The sequence below is a fragment of the Streptomyces sp. YGL11-2 genome, from assembly GCF_050054615.1.
GTDB lineage: Bacteria > Actinomycetota > Actinomycetes > Streptomycetales > Streptomycetaceae > Streptomyces.
Genome location: NZ_JBNHIN010000032.1, coordinates 1 through 24,495, shown reverse-complemented (window position 1 = coordinate 24,495; position 24,495 = coordinate 1). Strand labels below are relative to the sequence as shown.

At 72.2% G+C, this 24,495-nt stretch carries 20 protein-coding genes and 1 tRNA gene; 8 read left to right on the top strand and 13 right to left on the bottom strand.

Features of this window, described 5'->3' with window-relative positions; all coding sequences use genetic code 11:
• Nucleotides 1-60 precede the first annotated feature (60 nt).
• The gene (locus ACO1BR_RS29425) at nt 61-972 is read right to left on the bottom strand and encodes a helix-turn-helix domain-containing protein (protein ID WP_426798131.1); all 912 of its coding nucleotides are present in this window, start codon (nt 970-972) and stop codon (nt 61-63) included.
• A 163-nt stretch (nt 973-1,135) separates the two neighbouring features.
• Here ACO1BR_RS29425 and ACO1BR_RS29420 point away from each other — a divergent pair, with 163 nt between their 5' ends.
• Entirely contained in the window at nt 1,136-1,786 is a 651-nt protein-coding gene (locus tag ACO1BR_RS29420; RefSeq protein ID WP_426798130.1) for an NAD(P)-dependent oxidoreductase, read from the top strand.
• A 113-nt stretch (nt 1,787-1,899) separates the two neighbouring features.
• On the opposite strand, the gene ACO1BR_RS29415 is transcribed toward ACO1BR_RS29420, so the two are convergent.
• From ACO1BR_RS29415 to ACO1BR_RS29405, 3 genes are all read right to left on the bottom strand, one after another.
• Nucleotides 1,900-1,975 (bottom strand) — tRNA-His (locus ACO1BR_RS29415).
• A gap of 106 nt (nt 1,976-2,081) precedes the next feature.
• Entirely contained in the window at nt 2,082-2,702 is a 621-nt protein-coding gene (gene orn / locus ACO1BR_RS29410; protein WP_159503643.1) for an oligoribonuclease, read from the bottom strand.
• Between the two features lie 5 nt (nt 2,703-2,707).
• On the bottom strand, nt 2,708-3,994 hold the full coding sequence (locus ACO1BR_RS29405) for a GlxA family transcriptional regulator (RefSeq protein ID WP_159503644.1): 1,287 nt from the start codon (nt 3,992-3,994) through the stop codon (nt 2,708-2,710).
• A 1,018-nt stretch (nt 3,995-5,012) separates the two neighbouring features.
• Between ACO1BR_RS29405 and ACO1BR_RS29400 the strand changes: the two genes are divergently transcribed.
• Nucleotides 5,013-5,534, top strand: a complete 522-nt coding sequence (locus ACO1BR_RS29400) for a universal stress protein (RefSeq protein ID WP_159503646.1) — start codon at nt 5,013-5,015, stop codon at nt 5,532-5,534.
• Between the two features lie 446 nt (nt 5,535-5,980).
• On the opposite strand, the gene glmS is transcribed toward ACO1BR_RS29400, so the two are convergent.
• Nucleotides 5,981-7,810 carry a glutamine--fructose-6-phosphate transaminase (isomerizing) gene (glmS, locus tag ACO1BR_RS29395; RefSeq protein ID WP_426798129.1) on the bottom strand — a complete coding sequence of 610 codons (1,830 nt, stop codon included), beginning with the start codon at nt 7,808-7,810 and terminating at the stop codon, nt 5,981-5,983.
• A 79-nt stretch (nt 7,811-7,889) separates the two neighbouring features.
• Nucleotides 7,890-8,165, bottom strand: coding sequence for a hypothetical protein (locus ACO1BR_RS29390; protein ID WP_043264447.1), 276 nt, complete (start codon nt 8,163-8,165; stop codon nt 7,890-7,892).
• Nucleotides 8,166-8,373: 208 nt separating this feature from the next.
• On the opposite strand from ACO1BR_RS29390, the gene ACO1BR_RS29385 reads away from it, so the two are divergent.
• Both ACO1BR_RS29385 and ACO1BR_RS29380 read left to right on the top strand, forming a co-directional pair.
• On the top strand, nt 8,374-9,972 hold the full coding sequence (locus ACO1BR_RS29385) for a beta-N-acetylhexosaminidase (protein ID WP_426798128.1): 1,599 nt from the start codon (nt 8,374-8,376) through the stop codon (nt 9,970-9,972).
• Between the two features lie 142 nt (nt 9,973-10,114).
• Nucleotides 10,115-10,927 carry a class I SAM-dependent methyltransferase gene (locus ACO1BR_RS29380; protein ID WP_426798188.1) on the top strand — a complete coding sequence of 271 codons (813 nt, stop codon included), beginning with the start codon at nt 10,115-10,117 and terminating at the stop codon, nt 10,925-10,927.
• 144 nt (nt 10,928-11,071) lie between these two features.
• On the opposite strand, the gene ACO1BR_RS29375 is transcribed toward ACO1BR_RS29380, so the two are convergent.
• Genes ACO1BR_RS29375 through ACO1BR_RS29360 form a run of 4 tightly spaced genes read right to left on the bottom strand, consistent with a single transcriptional unit; the run spans nt 11,072 to nt 16,870 of the window.
• On the bottom strand, nt 11,072-12,226 hold the full coding sequence (locus ACO1BR_RS29375; RefSeq protein ID WP_426798127.1) for an acyl-CoA dehydrogenase family protein: 1,155 nt from the start codon (nt 12,224-12,226) through the stop codon (nt 11,072-11,074).
• A 2-nt stretch (nt 12,227-12,228) separates the two neighbouring features.
• The gene (locus ACO1BR_RS29370) at nt 12,229-13,185 is read right to left on the bottom strand and encodes a hydroxymethylglutaryl-CoA lyase (RefSeq protein WP_426798126.1); all 957 of its coding nucleotides are present in this window, start codon (nt 13,183-13,185) and stop codon (nt 12,229-12,231) included.
• Nucleotides 13,182-15,245, bottom strand: coding sequence for an acetyl/propionyl/methylcrotonyl-CoA carboxylase subunit alpha (locus ACO1BR_RS29365; RefSeq protein ID WP_426798125.1), 2,064 nt, complete (start codon nt 15,243-15,245; stop codon nt 13,182-13,184). The genes ACO1BR_RS29370 and ACO1BR_RS29365 overlap by 4 nt, the downstream gene beginning before the upstream one ends.
• An 8-nt stretch (nt 15,246-15,253) precedes the next feature.
• The gene (locus ACO1BR_RS29360; RefSeq protein WP_426798187.1) at nt 15,254-16,870 is read right to left on the bottom strand and encodes a carboxyl transferase domain-containing protein; all 1,617 of its coding nucleotides are present in this window, start codon (nt 16,868-16,870) and stop codon (nt 15,254-15,256) included.
• A gap of 146 nt (nt 16,871-17,016) precedes the next feature.
• Here ACO1BR_RS29360 and ACO1BR_RS29355 point away from each other — a divergent pair, with 146 nt between their 5' ends.
• The 3 genes from ACO1BR_RS29355 to ACO1BR_RS29345 all read left to right on the top strand — a co-directional run bounded on the left by ACO1BR_RS29355 (nt 17,017) and on the right by ACO1BR_RS29345 (nt 19,814).
• On the top strand, nt 17,017-17,643 hold the full coding sequence (locus ACO1BR_RS29355; protein ID WP_426798124.1) for a TetR/AcrR family transcriptional regulator: 627 nt from the start codon (nt 17,017-17,019) through the stop codon (nt 17,641-17,643).
• 95 nt (nt 17,644-17,738) lie between these two features.
• Nucleotides 17,739-18,896 carry an acyl-CoA dehydrogenase family protein gene (locus tag ACO1BR_RS29350; protein WP_426798186.1) on the top strand — a complete coding sequence of 386 codons (1,158 nt, stop codon included), beginning with the start codon at nt 17,739-17,741 and terminating at the stop codon, nt 18,894-18,896.
• A gap of 21 nt (nt 18,897-18,917) precedes the next feature.
• On the top strand, nt 18,918-19,814 hold the full coding sequence (locus tag ACO1BR_RS29345) for an acyl-CoA thioesterase (protein WP_426798123.1): 897 nt from the start codon (nt 18,918-18,920) through the stop codon (nt 19,812-19,814).
• 22 nt (nt 19,815-19,836) lie between these two features.
• On the opposite strand, the gene ACO1BR_RS29340 is transcribed toward ACO1BR_RS29345, so the two are convergent.
• Nucleotides 19,837-20,628 (bottom strand): phosphatase, encoded by a 792-nt coding sequence (locus tag ACO1BR_RS29340; RefSeq protein ID WP_426798122.1) that lies wholly within the window; start codon nt 20,626-20,628, stop codon nt 19,837-19,839.
• A gap of 164 nt (nt 20,629-20,792) precedes the next feature.
• On the opposite strand from ACO1BR_RS29340, the gene speB reads away from it, so the two are divergent.
• Complete coding sequence (speB, locus tag ACO1BR_RS29335) at nt 20,793-21,764, top strand: agmatinase (RefSeq protein WP_426798121.1); 972 nt, start codon at nt 20,793-20,795, stop codon at nt 21,762-21,764.
• A gap of 73 nt (nt 21,765-21,837) precedes the next feature.
• Here the strand turns inward: speB and ACO1BR_RS29330 are convergent, their stop codons facing one another.
• Both ACO1BR_RS29330 and ACO1BR_RS29325 read right to left on the bottom strand, forming a co-directional pair.
• On the bottom strand, nt 21,838-24,081 hold the full coding sequence (locus ACO1BR_RS29330; RefSeq protein WP_426798120.1) for an SUKH-4 family immunity protein: 2,244 nt from the start codon (nt 24,079-24,081) through the stop codon (nt 21,838-21,840).
• Between the two features lie 28 nt (nt 24,082-24,109).
• Nucleotides 24,110-24,495: hypothetical protein (locus tag ACO1BR_RS29325; protein WP_426798119.1), on the bottom strand; the 386-nt coding region annotated here is incomplete at its 5' end.

Below are 24,495 nucleotides of genomic sequence, written 5' to 3'. Positions count from 1 at the left end.
GCGGCGGTTCCCCCCACCCGCTGCGTCCCGCCACCACGGGTCCGCGAGGGCGGGAGACGGTCAGCTCCCGCCCCGTACGGCGGCCCGGAACGCGATCGGCGTCGTCCCGGCCTGCCGCTGGAAGAACTTGCTGAAGTTGGTGGCGTCCGCGAACCCCAGCCGGACCGCGATCCGGGCCGCCGACTGGTCGCCGTGCGCCAGCAGCCGCTTGGCCTCCAGGGCCACCCGGCGGTCGATGAACTCCTTCGCCCCGACCCCGGCCGCCGCCTCGGTGGCCCGGGACAGGGTGCGCGGCGCGTAGCCCAGTGAGCGGGCGTAGTCGCCGACCCGGCGGCTGCGGGTGAAGTCCCGCTCCACCGCGTCCCGGAACCGCAGATACGTCTCGCTCGCCCCGCAGCCCTCCGCACCGTCCGCCCCGTCCGCCGCCCCGCCCGGATGCGCGGCCCGCAGTACCAGCACGGCCAGCAGATGTCGCAGTACGTCCAGGTGCACCTCCAGCGGCAGCCCGCCCAGCGCCGCGAACTCCCGGTGCAGCTGCCCCATCGCCTCGTCCAGCGCCCGCGCCGCCGCGCCCTGTGGATGCCGTACGGCGGGCCCGTACCAGTCCTCGATCCGGGCCGCGGCGGCGGTCGCCGGGTCCAGGAAGCCGGACTCGAAGAGCACCAGCCGCCCCTCGGCGCCCGTCAGGTCCCCGAAGTGCTGCACCTGCCCGGGGCGCGACCACAGCAGGTCCCCCGGCGCGAGGACGTGCTCCCGGAAGTCGACGCTGTGCACCAGCCGGCCGCTGTCGACGGCCAGCAGATGGTGGAACCCGGGGCGGTGCGGGGTCGACAGCTGACAGGCCGCGGCCCGCCCGCGCAGCTCGGCGAGGGTCATCACCTCCACCCCGGCGGGCCGGCCGGCCGGGGCGGAGAACACCACCTCGCGGATCTCCCCTTCGTCCTCTCGGGGGTCCTGTCGGTTTTTCACCATCGCTCGTCGCCTCGTTACCCCGGAATCTCCCGTTGATACCCCTAGCGTAGGAGACGTCAGCACGACTGATGGCGGAAAACGGCAGCCGCACCGCGGAGGCCGGAACACCGCGGTCCGCACGGGCACACCTCGCCCCCCCACCGAACCACCAGGAGAACCCACCATGTCCAAGATCGCTCTCTTCGGGGCCACCGGCACCATCGGCAGCCGCATCCTCGACGAGGCGCTGCGCCGCGGCCACCAGGTCACCGCGGCCGTCCGCGACCCCGCGAAGGTCACCACGACCCACCCGGCCCTCACCGTGACCTACGGCGACGTGCTCGACCCGGAATCCGTCGCCGAGGTCACCAAGGGCCAGGACGCGGTGGTCAGCGCGGTCGGCGGCGGCGACGGCCCGGGCCACATCGCCACCATCCGGCCCGCCGCCGAGGCACTGGTCGAGGGCCTGCGCATGCGGGGCGGGGAGATGCCCCGACTGATCGCGGTCGGCGGCGCCGGCTCGCTCCGCAAGCCCGACGGCATCCAGGTCTGGGACACCGAGGGCCTGCCGGTCCCCCTGCTCCAGATCATGCACGCGCACGGCGACGCCCTCGACTTCTACCGCACCGTCTCCGACGTCCGCTGGACCAACATCAGCCCGGCCGCGACCATCGAGCCCGGCGAGCGCACCGGCACCTACCGCACCGCCCTCGAAGACCTGATCGTCGCCGAGGACGGCAGCAGCCGGATCTCCGCCGAGGACTACGCCGTCGCGCTCCTCGACGAGCTTGAGCAGCCCGCCCACCTCGGCGAGCGCTTCACCGTCGGCTACTGAACCGTCGACCACTGAGCGCCAACGCCCGCGCCCGGCCCGGGAGGCGATTCCGGAAAACAGTGTTCCCGGAAAACGCTCAAGGCCCCCGATCCGAAGATCGGGGGCCTTGTTGCTGGGGTGAGTAACGGGACTCGAACCCGCGACATCCTGGACCACAACCAGGTGCTCTACCAGCTGAGCTATACCCACCAAGACCGGTGCTGTGTGGTTCCTTTTCCCCACCGGCTGAGAAAAAGTGTACAGGCTCCGGAGGGGTGCTCGCTCCCAGGTTTGGTGTCCCCGGGAGCGAGCTGGATCACGCTCCTGCCGACTCCGGATCGGCGGACAGCTTGTGCTTGGCCGCGATGGCCTTCGCGGTCTCCGAGTCGGGCCCGGGCTGCGGCACGAAGACGGCCTCGCGGTAGTAGCGCAGTTCCGCGATGGATTCCCGGATGTCCGCCAGTGCCCGGTGATTGCCGTTCTTGTCCGGACTGTTGAAGTACGCCCGGGGGAACCAGCGCCGGGCCAGTTCCTTCACGGACGAGACATCGACGATCCGGTAGTGCAGATAGCTCTCCAGCGTCGGCATGTCGCGCAGCAGGAAGCCGCGGTCCGTACCGACGGAGTTTCCGCACAGCGGCGCCTTCCCCGGCTCCGGCACATGCTGCTTGATGTACTCCAGCACCTGTGCCTCGGCCGCTTCCAGCGTCGTGCCGCCGTCCAGCTCGGCCAGCAGCCCGGAGGCGGTGTGCATCTGCCGCACCACCTCCGGCATGGTGGTCAGCGCCTCGGCCGGGGGGCGGATCACCACATCCACCCCGTCACCCAGCACATTCAGTTCCGAGTCGGTGACCAGGGCGGCCACCTCGATAAGCGCGTCACTCGCCAGCGAGAGTCCGGTCATCTCGCAGTCGATCCACACCATGCGATCGTTCATACGTCTCACCCTACGGGGCGTTCCCGCTGGCCGGGGAGTACGGGGCGGCCGGCCCCGCGGCCGACCGGGGTCTCCGGCAGCCGTGCGGCGTACGCGTCCGGCTGCGGCTTGCCCGGGTCCGCCGCCTCTGCGGTGAGCCCGTGCCCGGCCAGCGCGGCGGCGGCGAACCGCTCCGCGCCGCCGGCCGCCAGCGACGTCCGCTCGCGCTCCAGCCGCTCGGCACGCTCCGGCCGCTCGGCCCTGAGCGCGGGCTCCGGGGCGCCGTTCTGCGGCCGGCGCGCGCGGTACGCCGCGCGGTAGGCCGCGGGCGAGGCGCCCAGCTGCCGCCGGAAGTGGCCGCGCAGTGCGACCGGCGAGCGGAACCCGCAGCGCCCGGCGACCTCGTCCACCGAATAGTCGGAGGTCTCCAGCAGCCGCTGGGCCTGCAGTACCCGCTGGGTGATCAGCCACTGCAGGGGAGCGCTCCCCGTGAGGGAGCGGAAGCGCCGGTCGAAGGTGCGCCGGCTCATGTACGCGCGGGCCGCCAGCGTCTCCACGTCGAACTGCTCGTGGAGGTGCTCCAGCGCCCAGGCGACGACCTCGGCGAGCGGGTCGGCGCCGATCTCCTCTGGTAACGACCTGTCCAGGTAGCGCTGGTGCCCCATGTCCGAGGCGGTCCGGCGCGGCGGTACGACCAGCCGGCGGGCCAGCGCGTTGGCCGCGTCGGCGCCGTGGTCGGTGCGCACGATGTGCAGGCACAGGTCGATCCCGGCGGCCGTCCCCGCGGAGGTGAGCACGTCGCCGTCGTCGACGAAGAGCTCGCGCGGGTCCACATGGACGGACGGATAACGCTTGGCGAGCGTCGGCGCGTACATCCAGTGGGTCGTGGCCGGCCGGCCGTCGAGCAGTCCGGCCGCGGCGAGGACGAACGCCCCCGTGCACAGCCCGACGATCCGGGCCCCCTCTTCATGCGCCCGGCGCAGCGCGTCGAGCGCCGCGGGCGGTGGGGCCTGGGTGATGGAACGCCAGGCCGGTACGACGACCGTCCCGGCACGGGAGATCGCCTCCAGCCCGTAGGGGGCTGACAGTTCGAGCCCCCCGGTCGTGCGCAAAGGCGCATCTTCGCCCGCGCACACAAGAAGCCGGTACCTCGGAACGCCTGCGTCTTGGCGGTCGATGCCGAAGACCGAGAGCGGAATGGAGCTCTCGAAAATGGGGCCGCCGCTGAAGAGGAGCACCGCGACTATTTCGCGGCGTCGTCGGGCGGCGAGCTTGCGTGCGGCATCTGGTACGGCAGCGGAGTCCTGGCTCATGGCACTTAAGCCCCCCTCGGTCGTCTCGCCCTCGCGGTCCTGCACAGTTCCCCCGCCGTAGCTACCAAGATCGAATCTACTGTGTCCCGTGAGGATGGATGGCCAAGTTCACCACCCACTGGTATGTCGATATGGCAACTTGGCGCGAAGCATTCGATCACGAAGCGTTCCACTCGTCGGGCCTGCATGGGAAGTACGCGTCTCGGCTCTGCCCGTTCGCAGTAGGGCACAACCATGCCCAGCGGTCCTTTCCGCCCTGCTCACACCAGGGTTGAGGGGGGTCGGGGGCAAGGGGTGGGTGCCGACTGGAAGTTGGCTGAAAACGGTCGTGCGCAGACTTGCGGGCGCCTCAATCGGCCGGCGTACGCCTTTGGGAGTGCCGCCCGCCCCCATGTGCTCCTGCCCCGTTACGTCCTCTTCTGTCCCTGCGGCGTCCGCCACCCGCGGAACGGACTCCGGCCGCGGTGCGTTCGGATCGCCGCAGCAGCGCGCGGCAGACGCAGGTGATCGCGGCGAGGCCGGCCGCGGTGCCCGCCGCGCCGGCCCACGAGGCGCCGCTCACGATCAGGACGACCGGCACCAGGGCGCAACTGAAGGCACCCCAGCGCGCGACATCGCTCACTGGGTCGGGTGATCTACGGGACGGCACCGGCACGGCTGGCTCCCCTCGGACGGGCAGCTACTACAACGCCGCCGTCGATCTTGGGTCACCGCCGGGGGGTACGTACGGGGGCAGGGCGGGGCATTGCCATCCGCGCCACGCTCCGGCATGCTCCGGGGAACGTTCGAGCCCCGGGCCGCCCGTGCGGGCCCCCGGTGGCCCGTTCGTGCCCTGGGCAGTGGAGGAGTAGCGCCGTACTCTTGGGGTATCGGCTTGGAAAGATGATTCCCAGTCGTATCGTTCCCCTTTGAACTATGGCTCCTGCTCCTTGGCCGAGCTGTTCGGTCAACTGCCGGATCAAGTCAATCGCCGTTCCCGTTCGCCCCTCCGCTAGAGGACGTTCTCGCCGAGACACCCATGGCCGGTCACGAAACCCCTGAACCCGCGGACCGCAAGCAGGTCGCCGATCCGATGGCGGACCTCGAAGCGGCGGAACAGAAGCGCCATTCCTGCGATCCCGCCTTCCGGCACGGCGTCGTGGTGGGCTTCGACGGCTCCATGTCGAGCGAACGCGCGTTGGCGTATGCAATCGGTATGGCCCGGCGCCTCGGCTCCGGGTTGATCATCGTCCATGTGGCCAACCGGCTGCCGACGACGGTCTGGGCGGGCTGCGAGCCGCCGGTCTTCGTGGACGTACCGGACCACCGCACCGAAGTGCTCGGGCTGGAACTGGCGTGTGCCGACCATCTCTCCGAGGTCCCCTGGATCCTCGTCGAGCGCGGCGGCGACATCTGCCACGAGTTGGAGGAGGTCGGCCGGGAGTACGAGGCCGACGCCATCGTGGTGGGCTCCACGCACGGCATCGTGGGCCGGATCTTCGGCTCGGTCGCCGGTCGGCTGGCGCGGCGCGCGCAGCGACCCGTGATGGTCATCCCGTGATGGTCGTTCCCTGACGCGGCCCGGGTGCCGCGCTGGGTGTGAACTCCCTTGCGGGGGCGGCCGCGTGATCGGTTCTCCTCGGCGTCGCCACAGTTGAGGGGGCGTCATGAGGATTGTGGGCACGGCGGAGTCCGGCTGGTTCCCCGAGGTTGGTTGTGCGCTTGTGATGGGTAGAAAACGGTCACAACGGCGTGCTGCCGGCCGGGAGGTGACGGATCCCCGGGGCGGTGGCATCCCGCCGGCGTAATGGGCGACGCCGGCAAAGGGGAGGCGGCGGCTTCGCGCGCATGGTGGCTCGCGCGAAGCCGCCGCCTGTTCTTTCCCTTGCGGCTAAACCGCCGCCGCTCTCGCGGAGGGGGTTGCTCGCCGTGGGGGTTGCTCAATTGTCGCTTCGGGGGGAAGGGCCTCGTTCGACGGAAGAGGTGGGATTGGCGAAGAGGTGGGAGTTACTCCACCGTGACCGACTTCGCGAGGTTCCGCGGCTTGTCGATGTCCCGGCCCAGGGCCAACGCCGTGTGGTAGGCGAGGAGTTGGAGCGGAATACCCATCAGGATCGGGTCCAGCTCGGGCTCGTTCTTCGGCACGACGATGGTGTGGTCGGCCTTCTCCTGCTCCTCGTGGGCGACGGCGAGGATCCGGCCGCTGCGGGCCTTGATCTCCTCCATCGCGGCGCGGTTCTTCTCCAGCAGCTCGTCGTTCGGCACGATCGCCACGGTCGGCATCGCGGGCTCGATGAGGGCCAGCGGGCCGTGCTTGAGCTCCGAGGCCGGGTACGCCTCGGCGTGGATGTACGAGACCTCCTTGAGCTTGAGGGACGCCTCGCGGGCCACCGGGTAGCCGCGGACCCGGCCGACGAACATCATCGACTTGGCGTCCGCGTACTGCGCCGACAGCTTCTTGATCTCCTCCTCGCCCTTGAGGATCTCGTCGATCTGGCCGGGCAGCCTGCGCAGGCCCTCGATGATCCGCTTGCCGTCCGCGACGGACAGGTCGCGGATCCGGCCCAGGTGCAGGGCGAGCAGCGCGAAGGAGACCACCATGTTGGTGAAGCACTTGGTGGAGACCACGCAGACCTCGGGGCCGGCGTGCACGTAGATGCCGCCGTCGGTCTCCCGGGCGATCGCCGAGCCGACCACGTTGACCAGGCCCAGCACCCGCGCGCCCTTGCGCTTGAGCTCCTGGACGGCGGCCAGCACGTCGTAGGTCTCACCGGACTGGGAGACGGCGACGTAGAGGGTGTCGGGGTCCACGACCGGGTTGCGGTAGCGGAACTCGGAGGCCGGCTCGGCGTCCGAGGGGATACGGGCCAGCTCCTCGATCATCTGGGCGCCGATCTGGCCCGCGTGGTACGAGGTGCCGCAGCCCAGGATCTTGACCCGGCGCACCCCGCGCGCCTCGCGGGCGTCGAGGTTCAGGCCGCCGAGGTGGACGGTGGAGAAGCGGTCGTCGATCCGGCCGCGCAGCGCCCGGTCCACCGCCTCCGCCTGCTCGGAGATCTCCTTGTGCATGTACGTGTCGTGGCCGCCCAGGTCGTACGACTCGGCCGCGTACTCGACGGTCTCCGGCGTCGCCGTCGTACGGGAGCCCTCGGTGGTGTACGTGCGGTAGTCGTCGGCCTTGAGGGTGGCCATCTCGCCGTCGTCCAGGGTGACGACCTGGCGGGTGTGCGAGACCAGCGCGGCGACGTCGGAGGAGACGAACATCTCGTGCTCGCCGATGCCCAGGACGACCGGGGAGCCGTTGCGGGCGACGACGATGCGGTCGGCGAAGTCGGCGTGCAGGACGGCGATGCCGTAGGTGCCCTCGATGTGGCGGAGCGCCTCGCGGACCTTCTCCTCCAGCGTCGGGGCGGTGGAGCGGCCGATGAGGTGGGTCAGCACCTCGGTGTCGGTCTCGGAGGCGAACGCGACGCCCTCGGCGGTCAGCCGGGCGCGCAGCTCGGCGGCGTTGTCGATGATGCCGTTGTGGACGAGCGCGACCTTGCCCTCGGTGTCGAGGTGCGGGTGGGCGTTCTCGTCGGTGGGGGCGCCGTGGGTGGCCCAGCGGGTGTGCGCGATGCCGGTGGAGCCGGCGAAGCGCTTCGGCAGGCGGGACTCCAGCTCCCGGACCCGGCCCTTGGCCTTGGCGGTCTTCAGACCGCCCGCGGCCTTGCCGGTGCCCTTGGCGTGGATGGCGATGCCGGCCGAGTCGTAGCCGCGGTACTCCAGGCGCTGAAGGCCCTCAAGGAGCAGCGGAGCGACGTCGCGCTTGCCGATGTATCCGACGATCCCGCACATACGGTGACCCTTCTTGTTGAGCGTCTTGTCGATCGTTCACGGGTGCCCGCCCGTCCGCGGGGCCCTGGGGGCCCGCCGCTCAGCCGTAGACGAGGCGGCGCAGCTGGCGTATCGAGAGGGGGGGAGGGGACACGGCGCGGTGCGGCAGCTCGTGGGAGATCCGCTCGAAGATCGCCTCGTTCCGCAGCCCCTGGGACTGCAGCTCGCGGTGTCTGCGGCGGACGAACCCCTCCGTGGTCTCGTCGAAGTACGCGAGCACGTCCAGTACCACCCGGGCCGCCTCGCCGCGCTGAAGCGGCGTGCTGCGTACCAGGTGGTCGATGAGGTCCTCGTGGGACGGACGGCGTTCGAGCACCCGTCGATACTGAAGGTCGGCGCGGAGATTCGCAAGAAATCTGCCCGGTATCGGGCAGGTCGCCGACATAGCGGGCGGATACTGGTCTACACCTTGACCGGGTCCGGGGCGCGCGGTACGCATGGTCACCGTTCGGTCGCTCCATGCCATGCCGATGTGCCGCTGTGCAGAAACGTGCCGCTGACGAAGCTCGCCGAAGGGATCACCCGTGAGACGACGCAGACTGCTGATCTCGTTACTGCTGGTCGCGGCGGCCGGGACGGTGACCGCCGCCGTTCCGCCGGCCGGCGCCGCGGCCCCGGCCGCCGCTCCGCTGGACCGGGTGATCCCCGCCCCGGCCTCCGTACACCCGGCCCAGGGCGCCTACACGATCGGCGAACGGACCCGGATCCGGGTGCCCGGCGGCTCCGGCGAGGCCCGGCGGATCGCCGGCTATCTGGCCGGGCTGCTGCGGCCCGCCACCGGCTTCCGGCTGCCGGTCACCTCCGACGGCGGCCGGGACGGCATCGTCCTGCGGCTCGGCGGCCAGGACGCCCGGGGGCTCGGCGCAGAGGGCTACCGGCTGACCTCCGGCGGCCGGGCGGTCACCATCAGCGCGGCCCACCCCGCCGGCCTCTTCCACGGCGTCCAGACCCTCCGCCAACTGCTGCCCGCCGCGGTGGAGAAGCACACCCCGCAGCCCGGCCCCTGGCGGATCGCCGGCGGCACGATCGCGGACACCCCGCGCTACGCCTACCGCGGCGCGATGCTGGACGTCTCACGGCACTTCTTCACCGTCGGCCAGGTCAAGCGCTATATCGACCAGCTGGCGGCCTACAAGATCAACACGCTGCATCTGCACCTCTCCGACGACCAGGGCTGGCGGATCGCCCTCGCGTCCTGGCCGCGCCTTGCCACCTACGGCGGCAGCACCCAGGTCGGCGGCGGGCGCGGCGGCTACTACACCAAGGACGACTACCGCGAGATCGTCCGCTACGCCGCGAGCCGCTACCTGACGGTGGTCCCGGAACTCGACATGCCCGGCCACAGCAACGCCGCGCTGGCCTCGTACGCCCAGCTGAACTGCAACGGCGTGGCACCGCCGCTCTACACCGGCACCAACGTCGGCTTCAGCTCGCTGTGCGTGCCCAAGAAGGTGACGTACGACTTCGCCGCCGACGTCATCCGGGAGATCGCGGCGCTCACCCCCGGCCCCTACCTCCACATCGGCGGCGACGAGGCGCACGCCACCAGCCACGCGGACTACGTCGCCTTCATGGACCGGGTGCAGCCGATGGTCGCCAAGTACGGCAAGACCGTGATCGGCTGGCACCAGCTGACCGGGGCGCACCCCGCCAAGGGTGCCGTCGCCCAGTACTGGGGCTACGACGCCACCGGCCCGGCCGAGCGCAAGCAGGTCACCGACGCCGCCCGGAACGGCACCCGGCTCGTCCTGTCGCCCGCGGACCGTGCCTACCTCGACATGAAGTACGACAAGGACACCCCGCTCGGCCTGAACTGGGCCGGCTACGTGAACGTCCGGCGCGCCTACGACTGGGACCCCGGCGGCTACCTGAAGGACGCACCGCCGGCCTCCGTGCTCGGCGTCGAGGGGTCCCTGTGGTCGGAGACGCTCACCACCTCGGCGAACATCGAGTACATGGCCTTCCCCCGGCTCCCCGGCATCGCCGAACTGGGCTGGTCCCCGTCCCGCACGCACGACTGGGACGCCTACAAGGTGCGGCTGGCCGCCCAGGGGCCGCGCTGGGACGCGCAGGGCATCGACTACTACCGGGCGGCGGAGGTGCCGTGGCCTGAGGGCCGGTGAGGTGACGCACCGCGTGGCGGGCTCGGGAACTGCCTTGCGGGCCCGCCGCGTTGTGGCCTGGCTCCCCTCATCAGGCCCCTTGGAATCGATCATCTAGGCTGGCGCGGTGACTGATGAGCGGGAGCGGGTGCAGCCGTCGGGAGTGTGGGCCACGGCGGTGGGGGTGGCCAGGGTGCGGGCGCTGGAGACCGAGCGGGGGAACGCGCTGTTCCGCGACCCACTGGCCCGGGCCTTCGCCACCGCCGGCGGCCTGTGGCCCTCCTCGCCGCCGCCCGATGACGAGGCCGCGCGACGCCGCCGGCTGGCCGTGTCGTTCTCCATCGTCATCAGGACGAAGTTCCTCGACGACGTGTTGCAGCATGCCTCCGCGTCCGGGGTCCGGCAGGTCGTGCTGCTCGGCGCCGGCATGGACAGCCGGGCCTTCCGGATGGACTGGCCCGAGGGCACCCGGCTGTTCGAGGTCGACACCGCCGCGCCACTGGACTTCAAGGCTTCGGTGCTGCGCCAGGAGCGGGCCGTCGCACGCTGCGAGCGGATCACCGTCGCGGTGGATCTGCGTGAGGACTGGCCGGGCGCGCTGGCCGCCGCAGGGCACGACCCGGCGGCGCCGACCGTGTGGATCGCCGAAGGACTGCTGATCTATCTGCCCGAGGACGCGGTGGAACCGCTGCTGGCCCGGATCAGCGCGCAGTCGGCGACAGGCAGTCGGATGGGGCTGACGTTGGGCTCGCGCGGCGTGATCGAGCGCTTCGGCGCGGACGCCGTGCCGGGATCGGCGGCGTCCATGTGGGTCTCGGAGATGCCCGACGACCCGGTGGGCTGGCTGGCCGGGCACGGCTGGGAGGCCGACAGCCACACCCTGCGCGAGCGCGCTGCCGCCTACGGCCGCCCGATCAGCACCCCGCCGCAGCGCGAGGAGCGGCCCGGCGGACTGATCTCGGCGGTCCGCCGGTAGAGCGCCTCCCGGTTCCCTGGATGATCGATTCCAAGGGGGCCTGACGAGGGGAGTCAGGTTCCTGCGCGGCCGGCCGGTCAGTGCGCACCGACCGCCTACGATCACTGAACCCCCTGGAATCGATCCTCCAGGAGAGGCGTCGCCCTAGAAGCCCAACTCCCGTGCAATCAGCATCCGTTGGACCTCGCTGGTGCCCTCGCCGATCTCCAGGATCTTGGCGTCCCGCCACATGCGGGCGACCGGGTACTCGTTCATGAAGCCGTAGCCGCCGTGGATCTGGGTGGCCTCGCGGGCGTTGTCCACCGCGATCTCGGAGGAGTAGAGCTTGGCGAGCGCCGCCTCCTTCTTGAAGGGTTCGCCCAGGACGAGGCGGGAGGCGGCGTCGCGCCAGGCCAACCGGGAGGTGTGGGCGCGCATCTCCATGTCGGCGAGCTTGAACTGGATGGCCTGGTTGGCGCCGATGGGGCGGCCGAAGGCGTGGCGCTCCTTGGCGTACTTGACCGATTCGTCGACGCAGCCCTGGGCGAGGCCGGTGGCCAGCGCCGCGATGGCGATCCGGCCCTCGTCGAGGATGCGCAGGAACTGGGCGTAGCCGCGGCCCTCCTCGCCCAGGAGGTTGGCGGCCGGGACGCGGACGTCGGAGAAGGACAGTTCGCGGGTGTCCGAGGCGTTCCAGCCGACCTTGGAATACGGGGCGGCGACCGTGAAGCCGGGGGTGCCGGACGGGATGATGATCGAGGAGATCTGCGGGGCGCCGTCGGGGGTGCGGCCGGTGACCGCGGTGACCGTCACCAGGCCGGTGATGTCCGTACCGGAGTTGGTGATGAAGCACTTGCTGCCGTTGATCACCCATGAGTCGCCGTCGCGGACGGCGGTGGTGCGGGTGGCGCCGGCGTCCGAGCCGCCGTCCGGCTCGGTGAGGCCGAAGGCGCCCAGGAGTTCGCCGGAGCAGAGCTTCGGCAGCCAGGCGCGCTTCTGCTCCTCGGTGCCGAAGCGGTAGATGGGCATGGCGCCGAGCGAGACGCCGGCCTCCAGGGTGATGGCGACCGAGGAGTCGACCCGGGCCAGCTCCTCCAGCGCGATGCCGAGCGCCAGGTAGTCGCCGCCCATCCCGCCGTACTCCTCGGGGAAGGGCAGGCCGAACAGGCCCATCTGGCCCATCTGGCGGACGATGTCGTAGGGGAAGGTGTGCTGCTCGTAGTACGTGCCGATCTGCGGGGCGACGACGTCGTGCGCGAACGCCTCTACCGTGCGCCGGAGTTCCTCCAGTTCGGCGGGCAGGCGGTGGTCCAGGGACATGGTCACTCCTTGGGGGACTGTGCGGGCTGCACGCGTGCGCGGACGGTGCGCGAGGGGCTGGGGCGGCCCAGGACTCCGGCCAGCCAGACGCTGGTCTCGGTCAGCCGGTCGAGGTCGACGCCGGTCTCGATGCCGAGGCCGTGCAGCATCCACACGAGGTCTTCGGTGGCGAGGTTGCCGGTGGCGCTCTTGGCGTACGGGCAGCCGCCGAGGCCGCCCGCCGAGGCGTCGACGGTGGTGACGCCGTGCTGGAGCGCGGCGAAGGTGTTGGCGAGGGCCTGCCCGTAGGTGTCGTGGAAGTGGACGCCCAGCCGGGAGGTGGGCACGCCCGCCTCGTTGAGGGCGGCGAGCAGGTGCTGGACGTGGCCGGGGGTGGCGACACCGATGGTGTCGCCCAGGCTCAGCTCGTCGCAGCCCAGATCGAGCAGCGCGCGGCAGACCCGGACGACCTGGGCGATGGGCACCGGGCCCTCCCAGGGGTCGCCGAAGCACATGGAGAGGTAGCCGCGGACGTGGACCTTCTCGTCCCGGGCGCGCTGGACGACCGGGGCGAACATCGCCAGTGCCTCGTCGACCGTGCGGTTGAGGTTGGCCCTGGCGAACGACTCGGTGGCGCTGCCGAACACCGCGATCCGGCGGGCGCCCAGCGCCAGCGCCCGTTCCAGGCCGCGCTCGTTGGGCACCAGCACCGGGAGCCGGTGCGGGTCGAGATCGTCGAGCATCGGGAACAGCTGCTCGGCGTCGGCGAGTTGGGGCACCCACTTGGGGTGGACGAAGCTGGTCGCCTCGACCAGGGGCAGCCCGGCGGCGGCCAGCCGGTGGATGAACTCGGCCTTGATCCCGGTGGGGATCACCGCCGACTCGTTCTGCAGCCCGTCCCGGGCGCCGACCTCGTGGATCCGTACGCGGGTGGGCAGGCCCTCCGCCTGCACCGCCATGGGCAGTCCGGGCGCGGTCATGACGCGTCCTCCTCTTCCGCGTGCGGGGAGGCGTCCCCGGCGTCCGTGGCGCTCTCGTGCGGGGCGACCACCGCCAGGACCTGGTCCATGGCGACGGTGGCGCCCGCGGTGACGTCCAGCTCGGTGACGGTCCCGGCGTGCGGCGCGGAGATGACGTGCTCCATCTTCATCGCCTCCACCACCAGCAGGCCCTGGCCCGCGACCACGTCGTCGCCGACGGCCACCTTGACGACGGTGACGGTGCCCGGCATCGGGGCGGCGAGGGTGTCCGCGCCGTGCGCCCCGGCGGCGCCGCGCAGCGCCTCGGCCACCGGGTCGTAGGAGGTGACGTGCCAGGAGTCGCCGTCCCGGCCCAGCCAGTCGCCGCTGCGGTGGAAGGTGTGCAGCACGCCGTCCACGGTGATCCGGACCCGGTCCGCGGTGACCTCCCGGATGTCCTCGGGGGCGCTGGGCCGGACGTCGTACGCGACCGGGTCGCGGCCGGGGACGCGCAGCCAGTGGCGGACCGGCGCGGGCTCGCCGCCGAGCCGGAAGCCGGTGGGGGCGGCGAACGGGTCGCGCCAGCCGCCCTCGGGCACCGCCGGCTCCAGCGCGGCCTGCCGGACCGCGCCGGCCGCCGCGTACACCGCGTCCGGCACCGTGCCGTCGACCAGGTCGGCCGCCACCCGCTCCACCAGGCCGGTGTCCAGGTCGCCGGAGACCACGTCCGGGTGGGTCAGCAGGCGGCGCAGGAACCCGGCGTTGGTGGTCACCCCGAGCGTGACGGTGGCGGCCAGCGCGGCGCGCAGCGTGCGCAGGGCGCTGGCGCGGTCCGGGCCGTGCGCGATGACCTTGGAGAGCATCGGGTCGTAGCGGCTGCCGACCTCCGCGCCCTGCGAGAGGCCGGAGTCGGTGCGGACCGCGCCGGGTCCTCGGCTCCCCTGGGGCAGGGGGGAGTCCCATGCGCCGTTGACCTCGTGCAGGGCGAGCACCGTGCCGCCGGTCGGCAGGAAGTCGCGGGCCGGGTCCTCGGCGCAGATCCGGGCCTCCACGGCGTGCCCGGTGAGCGTGATGTCCTCCTGGGTGAACGGCAGGCGCTCGCCGGCGGCGATCCGCACCTGCCACTCCACCAGGTCGATTCCGGTGACCAGTTCGGTGACCGGGTGCTCCACCTGGAGGCGGGTGTTCATCTCCATGAAGAAGTACGAGGACGGGTCCTTGCCGGGGACGATGAACTCGACCGTGCCGGCGCCCCGGTAGCCGCAGGAGCGGGCCGCCTGGACGGCCGCCGCGCCCATCGCGGCGCGGGTGTCGTCGTCCAGCAGGACCGACGGGGCCTCCTCGATGATCTTCTGGTGGCGCCGCTGGAGGGAGCACTCGCGCTCGCCGAGGTGCAGGACGGTGCCGTGGCCGTCGGCCAGGACCTGGATCTCGATGTGCCGGGGGCGGTCGATCCAGCGCTCCACGAGCAGCGTGTCGTCGCCGAAGGAGGCGCGGGCCTCGCGGCGGGCGGCGGCGATCTCGTCGGCCAGCAGGGCCGTGTCCCGGACCAGCCGCATGCCCTTGCCGCCGCCCCCGGCGGACGGCTTGAGGAGGACCGGGGTGCCGATCTCCCGTGCGGCGGCGGTCAGTTGCCCGTCGTCCAGGCCGCTGCCGGAGGAGCCGGGGACGACCGGGACGCCGGCCGAGCGCACCGTCTCCTTGGCGCGGATCTTGTCGCCCATGAGGGCGATGGCGTCGGCGGGCGGCCCGATGAAGACCAGCCCGGCGGCGGCGCAGGCGCGCGCGAAGGCGGCGTTCTCGGCGAGGAAGCCGTAGCCGGGGTGGACTGCCTGGGCGCCGGTGCGGACGGCGGCGTCCAGCAGCCGGTCCACCGACAGATAGCTCTCGGCGGCGGGGGCCGGGCCGATCCGTACCGCCGTGTCGGCCTCGCGGACGTGCCGGGCGCCGGCGTCCGCGTCGCTGTGGACGGCCACCGAGCGGATGCCCAGCGCGCGCAGCGTGCGGATGACGCGGACCGCGATCTCCCCGCGGTTGGCGACCAGGACGGTGTCGAAGCGGCCGGTGTCGAAGGTGGTCATAGGTCCTCTCACATCCGGAAGACGCCGAAACTCGGCTCGCTCAGTGGGGCGTTGGCACAGGCGGTCAGCGCCAGGCCCAGGACCTGGCGGGTCTCCAGCGGGTCGATGACCCCGTCGTCCCACAGCCGCGCGGTCGCGTAGTAGGCGTTGCCCTGGGTTTCGTACTGCTCGCGGATCGGCTCCTTGAAGGCGTCCTCGTCCGCGGCGCTCCACTCCTCGCCGCGCGCCTCCAGCTGGTCGCGCTTGACGGTCGCGAGGACGGAGGCGGCCTGTTCGCCGCCCATCACGGAGATCTTGGCGTTGGGCCACATCCACAGGAAGCGGGGGGAGTAGGCCCGGCCGCACATCGAGTAGTTGCCCGCGCCGTAGGAGCCGCCGATGACGACGGTCAGTTTGGGGACCCGGGCGCAGGCCACCGCCGTGACCATCTTGGCGCCGTGCTTGGCGATGCCGCCCGCCTCGTAGTCGCGGCCGACCATGAAGCCGGAGATGTTCTGGAGGAAGAGCAGCGGGATGCCGCGCTGGTCGCACAGCTCGATGAAGTGGGCGCCCTTCTGGGCGGATTCGGAGAACAGGATGCCGTTGTTGGCGATCACGCCGACCGGGTGGCCGTGCAGGCGGGCGAAGCCGGTGACCAGGGTCGTGCCGTACTCCGCCTTGAACTCGGCGAAGCGGGAGCCGTCGACGAGCCGCGCGATCACCTCGCGGACGTCGTAGGGCGTACGGGAGTCCGCGGGCACCGCGCCGTAGAGCCCGGCCGGGTCCACCTTGGGCTCCTCGACGGGCCGTACGGACCAGGGGAGCGGGGCGCGGTCGCCGAGGGTGGACACGATGGTGCGCACGATGCGCAGCGCGTGTGCGTCGTCCTCGGCGAGGTGGTCGGTGACCCCGGAGGTGCGGGCGTGCACCTCGCCGCCGCCCAGCTCCTCGGCGGTGACCACCTCGCCGGTGGCTGCCTTCACCAGCGGCGGGCCACCCAGGAAGATCGTGCCCTGGTCGCGGACGATCACCGCCTCGTCGCTCATGGCGGGGACGTAGGCGCCGCCCGCCGTGCAGGAGCCGAGGACGGCGGCGATCTGCGGGATCCCGGCGCCGGACATCCGCGCCTGGTTGTAGAAGATCCGCCCGAAGTGCTCGCGGTCGGGGAAGACCTCGTCCTGCTTGGGCAGGAAGGCGCCGCCGGAGTCGACGAGGTAGAGGCACGGGAGGCGGTTCTCCAGCGCGACCTCCTGGGCGCGCAGGTGCTTCTTGACCGTCATCGGGTAGTACGTACCGCCCTTGACCGTCGCGTCGTTGGCGACGATGACGGTCTCCCGGCCGCTCACCCGGCCGATCCCGGCGATCACCCCGGCGGCCGGTGCGTCCCCGCCGTACATCCCGTCCGCGGCCAGCGGCGCCAGCTCCAGGAACGGCGAGCCGGGGTCCAGCAGGGCGTCCACCCGGTCGCGGGGCAGCAGCTTGCCGCGTGCCGTGTGCCGCGAGCGGGCCTTCTCGCCGCCGCCCAGGCGGGCCGCGGCGAGCTTCTCGCGCAACCGGGCGGCCAGCTCGCGGTGCGCGGCCTCGTTGGCCCGCCAGGAGTCGGACGCCGGATCGGCGGCACTCCCCAGCACCGGTGCCTGCTCGATGCCGTCCATTGCCATGAGCCCCCTTGCTCGGTCAGCTGCCCGCCGGGCGCCCGCGGGGTGTGCGCCGGGGCCAGGCGGGTTAATGGGCGTTAACCTCATTTCCCTCAGGTTAACGAGCACTAACCCGGCTGTCTACAATCGACGGCATGAGTAATACGCACGCCCCCGCCCCGACCAGCCGCCGCGAGCAGATCCTCAAGGAGGCCGCCCGGCTCTTCGCGGAGCGCGGGTTCCACGGCGTCGGCGTGGACGAGATAGGGGCGGCCGTGGGCATCTCGGGGCCCGGCCTCTACCGGCACTTCGCCGGCAAGGACGCGATGCTCGCCGAGCTGCTGGTGGGGATCAGCGAGCGGCTGCTGGCGGGTGGCCGGATGCGGGTCGCGGAGGGCGGCGACAGCCCCGAGGCGGTGCTGGACGCGCTGATCGACGGGCACATCGACTTCGCGCTGGACGACCGCCCGCTGATCACCCTGCACGACCGCGAGCTGGACCGGCTGCGGGAGGCCGACCGCAAGCGGGTGCGGCAGCTCCAGCGGCAGTACGTGGAGCTGTGGGTGGAGGTCGTCCGCCGGGTCCACCCCGGGCCGACGGAGTCCCAGGCGCGGGCGGCGGTGCACGCGGTCTTCGGGCTGCTGAACTCCACCCCGCACCTCGGCCGGCCGGGGTCGCTCCCCGGTCGTACGGAGATGGCGCGGCTGCTGCACCGGCTGGCGCTCGGGGCGTTCGGGGCGGTGGAGGAGGAGCCGGCGCAGGCGGTCCCCGCCGTCGGATAGCAGCGGTCCCCACCTCTGGACAGCTTCGGTGACCCGCGGGTAGCTTTCGCTGAGCAAACGCTTAGCCGAGCATGGTGGTGAAGGAGGCCGAGGGCATGCGCCGGACGGTGTTCAACGAGGATCACGAGGCGTTCCGGGAGACCATACGCGCCTTCATCGAGGCCGAGGTCGTACCGGTCTACGACGACTGGTACGCCGCCGGCCAGGTGCCCCGCGACTTCTACTACAAGCTCGCCGAGCTGGGCGTCTTCGGCATCCGCGTCCCCGAGGAGTACGGCGGCGCCGGCATCGACTCGCACAAGTTCGAGGCCGTGATGTACGAGGAGACCGCCCGCGCCGGCGTCACCTTCGGCGGCTCCGGCGTCCATGTGCTGCTCGGCCTGCCGTACATCGAGATGCTCGCCACCGAGGAGCAGAAGAAGCGCTACCTGCCCGCGTTCGTCTCCGGCGAGGAGATGTGGGCCCTGGCGATGACCGAGCCGGGCACCGGCTCCGACCTCGCCGGCATGAAGACCACCGCCAAGCTCTCCGCCGACGGCACCCACTACGTCCTCAACGGCTCCAAGACCTTCATCACCGGCGGCGTGCACGCCGACCGCGTCATCGTGTGCGCCCGCACCTCCGCGCCGCGCGAGGACGACCGCCGCCACGGCATCTCCCTCTTCGCCGTCGACACGACGTCCGAGGGCTACTCCGTCGGCCGCAAGCTCGACAAGCTCGGCCTGAAGGTCTCCGACACCGCCGAGCTGGCCTTCGTCGACGTCAAGGTGCCCGTCGAGGACCTGCTCGGCGAGGAGAACAAGGGCTTCTCCTACCTCGGCCGGAACCTGCCCTCCGAGCGCTGGGGCATCGCCTTCGGCGCCTACGCGCAGGCCAAGGCCGCCGTCCGGTTCGCGCAGCAGTACGTGCAGGAGCGCACCGTCTTCGGCAAGACCGTCGCCTCCTTCCAGAACACCAAGTTCGAACTGGCCGGCTGCCAGGCCGAGGTGGACGCCGCCGAGGCCGTCGCCGACCGCGCGCTGGAGGCCCTGGACGCCGGCGAGCTGACCGCCGCCGAGGCCGCCTCCGCGAAGCTCTTCTGCACCGAGGTCGCCCACCGTGTCATCGACCGCTGCCTCCAACTCCACGGCGGCTACGGCTTCATGAACGAGTACCCGATCGCCCGCCTCTACGCCGACAACCGCGTCAACCGCATCTACGGCGGCACCAGCGAGGTCATGAAGTCCATCATCGCCAAGTCCATGGGCCTGTAAGGGCGCCAGGGCCTCACGCACGTGAACGACGCACTGAAGTCGCTGCTCGATCTGCTGGACCTGGAGCGGATCGAGCAGGACATCTTCCGCGGCCAGAGCCGCGCCTCGGTCGTGCCCCGGGTCTTCGGCGGCCAGGTCGCGGCCCAGGCACTGGTCGCGGCCGGCCGCACGGTCCCCGCCGACCGCCCGCCCCATTCCCTGCACGCCTACTTCCTGCGCCCCGGCGACCCCGGCGCGCCCATCGTCTACACCGTCGACCGGATCCGCGACGGGCGGTCGTTCACCACCCGCCGGGTGGTCGCCGTCCAGCACGGCAAGCCGATCTTCCACCTCACCGCGTCCTTCCACGCGCACGAGGCGGCGGCGCTGGAGCACCAGGAGCCGATGCCGGCCGCGCCGGACCCGACGGAACTGCCCACCGCCGCCGAGGTGTTGCCCCGCCACGCCGAGCGGTACCTCACCCCGGACGTCGCCGAGCGGCTGCTGGAGGCGCGGGCCGCGATCGACCTGCGGTACGTCGACGAGCCGCCCTATGCCACCGTCGGGCAGCCCCGCGACCCCCGGTCCCAGGTCTGGTTCCGCACCCACGGCAAGCTCGACGACGCCGGCGAGATCCCCCGCCCGCTGCTCGACGTCTGCCTGGTCACCTACGTCTCCGACATGACGCTGCTGGACTCGATCCTGCTGGCGCACGGCCGCGGCGGCTGGGCGGTCGGCGACGTGGTCGGCGCGAGCCTGGACCACGCGATGTGGTTCCACCGTCCGCTGCGCGCCGACGAGTGGCTGCTCTACGACCAGGAGTCGCCCACCGCCCAGGCCGGCCGGGGCCTGGGCCAGGGCCGCATCTTCACCGCCGACGGGCAGCTGGTGGTGTCGGTGATCCAGGAGGGGGTCGTGCGGGTCCCGTGGGACGACTGACGCCGGCCGCGCCCCCCGCGGCTCAGAGTAGGTCGGCCGCGTCCAGCAGATAGGCGGTCAACGGGTCGTAGTGGCGCGGGCTCGCGACATGGTCGTCCAGCGGCACGGTCACCTGGAGCGTGCCCTCGGCCTCGGCCAGGAAGAGCGCCGGGTCGTTGCAGTCCGCGAAGCCGATGGTGGCGATGGAGCGCCGGCCCGCGCAGCCCGCCCAGCCGTGGTCGGCCATCACCAGGTCCGGCAGCGGCCGGCCGGCGCGCTCCAGGCCGTCGAGGACCGCGGCCATCGGCTCGGGGGAGTGGGTGTGCCACAGCGTCGCGCCGCGCTCCAGCATCGCCACGTCGCCGAACTGGAACACCATGCCGTCATCGGCCCGGAGCCCGTCCGGGACGACCACGATCTCGCAGCCCCGTTCGCGCAGCGCCTGCGCGGTGGCGCGGTGCACGTCCAGCAGGCCGCCGGGATGGCCGGTGGCGAACAGCACCCGCTGCCGGTCCGCGGCCGCCTTGCGCAGCACCGTGCCGGCGCGGTCCAGCGCGTCCACCGTGAGCGCGGGGTCGATGGTGTCCTGGCCCTGCCGGTGGTGCGGGTCGTCGCTGACACCGCAGCGCTCCGCCATCACGGCCAGCACGTCCTGCTCGTCCGTCCACCGGTCGCCCAGCTCCAGGCCGAACCAGTAGTGGCGGTCGCCGTTCGCGAGCCTGCGGTAGTGAAGGAGGTTGTTCTCGCGGGGCGTGGCGACGTTCCCCGCGATCCGGGTCCGGACGAGCTGGTCGATGAGTTCGGCACGCGAGGGGGCCGTAGCGGCTATCGGCATAGCGCCATTGTGCCCGGACGGCACCGCGGCGGCCGGGGCTTCCGCAGAGTGGTCACCGGCGCGGTCGCCGACCCCGACCGCTTGGACAGAACGTCGAATGACAACCACCCACGCCGCGCACATGTCCATGTGCCGGGAGCCCGGCCGCCCCTACCCTCACCCCCATGACCACCGCATCGCACGAGCCCGTGGGCCCCGTCGACTCCTCCCGCATCCCGCGCTACGCCGGGCCGGCGACCTTCGCCCGGCTGCCCCGCCTCGACGAGGTCGGCGGGCGGGCCGACGTCGCCGTCGTCGGTGTCCCCTTCGACTCCGGCGTCTCCTACCGGCCCGGCGCGCGCTTCGGCGGCAACGCCATCCGCGAGGCGTCGCGCCTGCTGCGCCCCTACAACCCGGCGCAGGACGCCTCCCCGTTCGCGCTGGCCCAGGTCGCGGACGCCGGCGACATCGCCGCCAACCCGTTCAACATCAACGAGGCCGTCGAGACCGTCGAGGCCGCCGCGGACGACATCCTCGGCACCGGTGCCCGCATGATGACGCTGGGCGGCGACCACACCATCGCCCTGCCCCTCCTCCGCTCCGTCGCCAAGAAGCACGGCCCGGTCGCCCTGCTGCACTTCGACGCGCACCTGGACACCTGGGACACGTACTTCGGCGCCGAGTACACCCACGGCACCCCGTTCCGCCGGGCCGTCGAGGAGGGCATCCTCGACACCTCCGCCCTCTCCCACGTCGGCACCCGCGGCCCGCTCTACGGCAAGAAGGACCTCACCGACGACGAGAAGATGGGCTTCGGCATCGTCACCTCGGCCGACGTCTACCGCCGCGGCGCCGACGAGGTCGCCGACCAGCTCCGCCAGCGCATCGGCGACCGGCCGCTGTACATCTCCATCGACATCGACTGCCTCGACCCGGCCCACGCCCCGGGCACCGGCACGCCGGAGGCGGGCGGTATGACGTCCCGCGAACTCCTGGAGATCCTGCGCGGCCTGGCGTCCTGCAACCTCGTCTCCGCCGACGTCGTCGAGGTCGCGCCCGCCTACGACCACGCCGAGATCACCGCCGTCGCCGCCTCGCACACGGCGTACGAGCTGACCACGATCATGTCGCGGCAGATCGCGGACGCGCGGGGCTGAGCGGCAGCGCACAACAGACAACCGCCGGCAGGCTCAAGGGCCCGCCGGCGGTTGTCTGTTGTGCGGGGGACGGTCACTCGTTGTGGAGCGGGTACGTCCAGGCGCCGGCGCCGGCGCCGGCACCGTCCCGGTCGACGGTCCACAGGGCGTCCTCGATGTGCTGGCGCAGGAGGTGGGAGTCGTCGCTGTTGTCGATGTCGGCGAGGATGCGGCGGCCGGTGAGCCATAGGGCCGCCATGGTGAGGAAGTTCTCCAGGCCGGTGGCGACGAGGACGCCGCCTTCCGTGGTGGGGTCGTCGATGCCGCCGGGGCGGCGCAGGACGTGGCCGGTCGGCCCGTCGATGAGGATCTCGCCGCCCATCCACCTGCCGATCTGGAAGAACGGGCCTGTCTCGTCGGGCTGTTGCGGGTGCCCTTCCGGCCAGGGGATCTCCCACAGGAAGCGCTCGTAGGACGGTTCGAAGCGGAGTCCGCGCTCGGTGGTGTCGGGGAGTCCGGTCTCGGTGAGGACGCGGCGGGCGGTCGGGTCGGTGAGGCCCTCGGGGAGGTTCTCGGGGGCTGTGGTGACCCACGCCTCCGCGCCGTGGAGATCGGTCAGGTCCTGCGGCGAGGGGTCGGGGGCGTCGGCGGGCGTGGCCGGGCCGGCGGCCGTGGTGGCGCCGAGGAGGGGAGTCGCGTCGGGGAGGCGCATTCCGGCGGCATCCTCACCCGGCCGTGGCCGTACGGCGAAGAGGCCGCCGACGCCGGCCACGACGACGGTGGGACCGGGGACGTCGGCGGTCAGGGAGACGAAGAGGACTTCCTCCAGGGCGCCTTCCCAGTCGTCCGCGGCGGGCGCGGTGCCACGGAGCTGTCGGAGGGCCGTCGGGCCGGGGGTGCCGCGGTCGTCGGTGGCCCAGGCGAGGGAGGGCCGGACCTCGGCGGGGAAGTCCTCGCCTGATGCCCAGGGGCCGGCGAGGAGTTCGCCCGAGGCCGGTTCCCATACGCGGATGCCGTTGCTGCGTCCGCCGTCGGAGAGCACGGCGGGGCGGCCCTGCCACCGTACGGAGAACAGGTTGCCGATCGAGCCGGGGCGGAGGTAGGTGTGGTGGTAGCCGCCCGGGGGGCGCCAGCGGGTCCAGAGGGTCTGCCAGGGGAGTTGGATGCCCGAGCGCTCGATGGCGTCGGCGAACGCGGTGTCGTTGCGGGCGGTGGCCATGAGGTGGAGCCATGCCGCCCACGTGGGCTGGTCGGTCCGTGCGAGGCCGTACATCTGGAGATGGACGGCGTCGGCGGCGGCGTTGTTGCCCGGAAGGGAGCCGTTGTAGGCGCAGTGTGCGGCGTCGAGGAGGGAGCGCTGGGGAACCTGGGCGATGACGGTGCCGTCGGTCAGCAGCTCGTCGAAGAGGTCGGCCTGGACCGCGTGCATGGCGATGCCCTCGGCGGCGTAGCGGCCGATGCCGCCGGAGGCGGCCCAGCCGTCCGGGTGCCGGAAGTCGGCCGCGCGCTCCCGCAGCCAGCCGACCATGTGGCGTCCGACGGCGCCGGGGAGTTCCGGTCCGTACGCCCCGCGGATCGCGTCGGCGGTGCTCTCGTCGAGGAAGCTGACATGGCCGTCCACGTACCGGAGGAGGTCGGTGAACTGCTGTGCCAGGGAGAAGAGTTCGGCGTCATCGGCGGGCGGCCCGGGGGTCGCTGCGGGGGCGGGCGCGGTGAGGCCGGCGGAGGTGGCCGCCGTGATCAGCTCGCGCCATACGGCGAGCGGGACCTGCCGGGGTTCCGAGAACGCGAGGGCCTGGACGGGGAGCGGGAAGTCCGCCGGCGCGGGAGCTCCGGAGCCCGCCTCGGCCGGGTCGTCGAGGCGCAGGGTGACGCTTCCGGTCCGCTGTGCGCGGTCCGCGCGTACGGCGAGGACCACACCGAGGCCGTCGGTGATACCCAGCCGTGCGGCCAGCTGACTCACCAACTGCTCGGGCTGGGCGGACCGGCGGGTGGGACCCGCGGACGGGGCGTGGTTGATCAGGACCAGGTGGTCCTCGCCCAGGTCTTCGACGGCTTCGTCCCAATCCCACGGAGACCGGGCGGATTCCGGGACACCGATGCTCTCCAGCAGCTCCTGGAGCAGTTCCTCCGCCGTCCTGCCGGTGGCGTCGAGCAGCACGCTGCCCGGGACGCCGTGTGGCACCTGCCGCACCACGGCGTCGACCGCCGGGCCGTCCCGTGCCACGGCGAGCTGCACCCGGCCCGCGTCGTCGCGGCCGTGCGCCCACCAGTCGAGGACGCGGGCAACGGCCTGTTCGGTGGTGTGGCGGGAGTGGTCGGGAGCTGCTTGTGGCACGTCGGACGTTCCGCTGTGGGTGAGTTGGTCAGGCCGGCTTGAGGCCGGGCAGGTTCCATCCGCTGGTGATCAGGTCGGATTCCATGGAGCCGGAGAGCACCGCGTTCCAGGCGTCACTGTCGTCGACGACCGGGTCGATGCGGGATGCCCACTGGTGGAGAGCGGACCTGGCGTCACGGTGCTCGGCGGTGGTGGCGAAGGCGCTGATCTCGAAGGTCCGGTAGAGGCAGAGAAGGGCCAGGTACTGGGGGAGGCTGCTGGCGACGACCAGTTCGAACGAGGCGCCGGACCTGCCGTCCTGGACGATGCGGCCGGTGGCGGCGTCGAGGTAGGCGCCGGAGCCGATCCAGGTGCCGAGGGGGTGGAAGGGGCCGGGGCCGGGGGAGGGGACGGCGGGCTCGGCCTGCCAGCCGG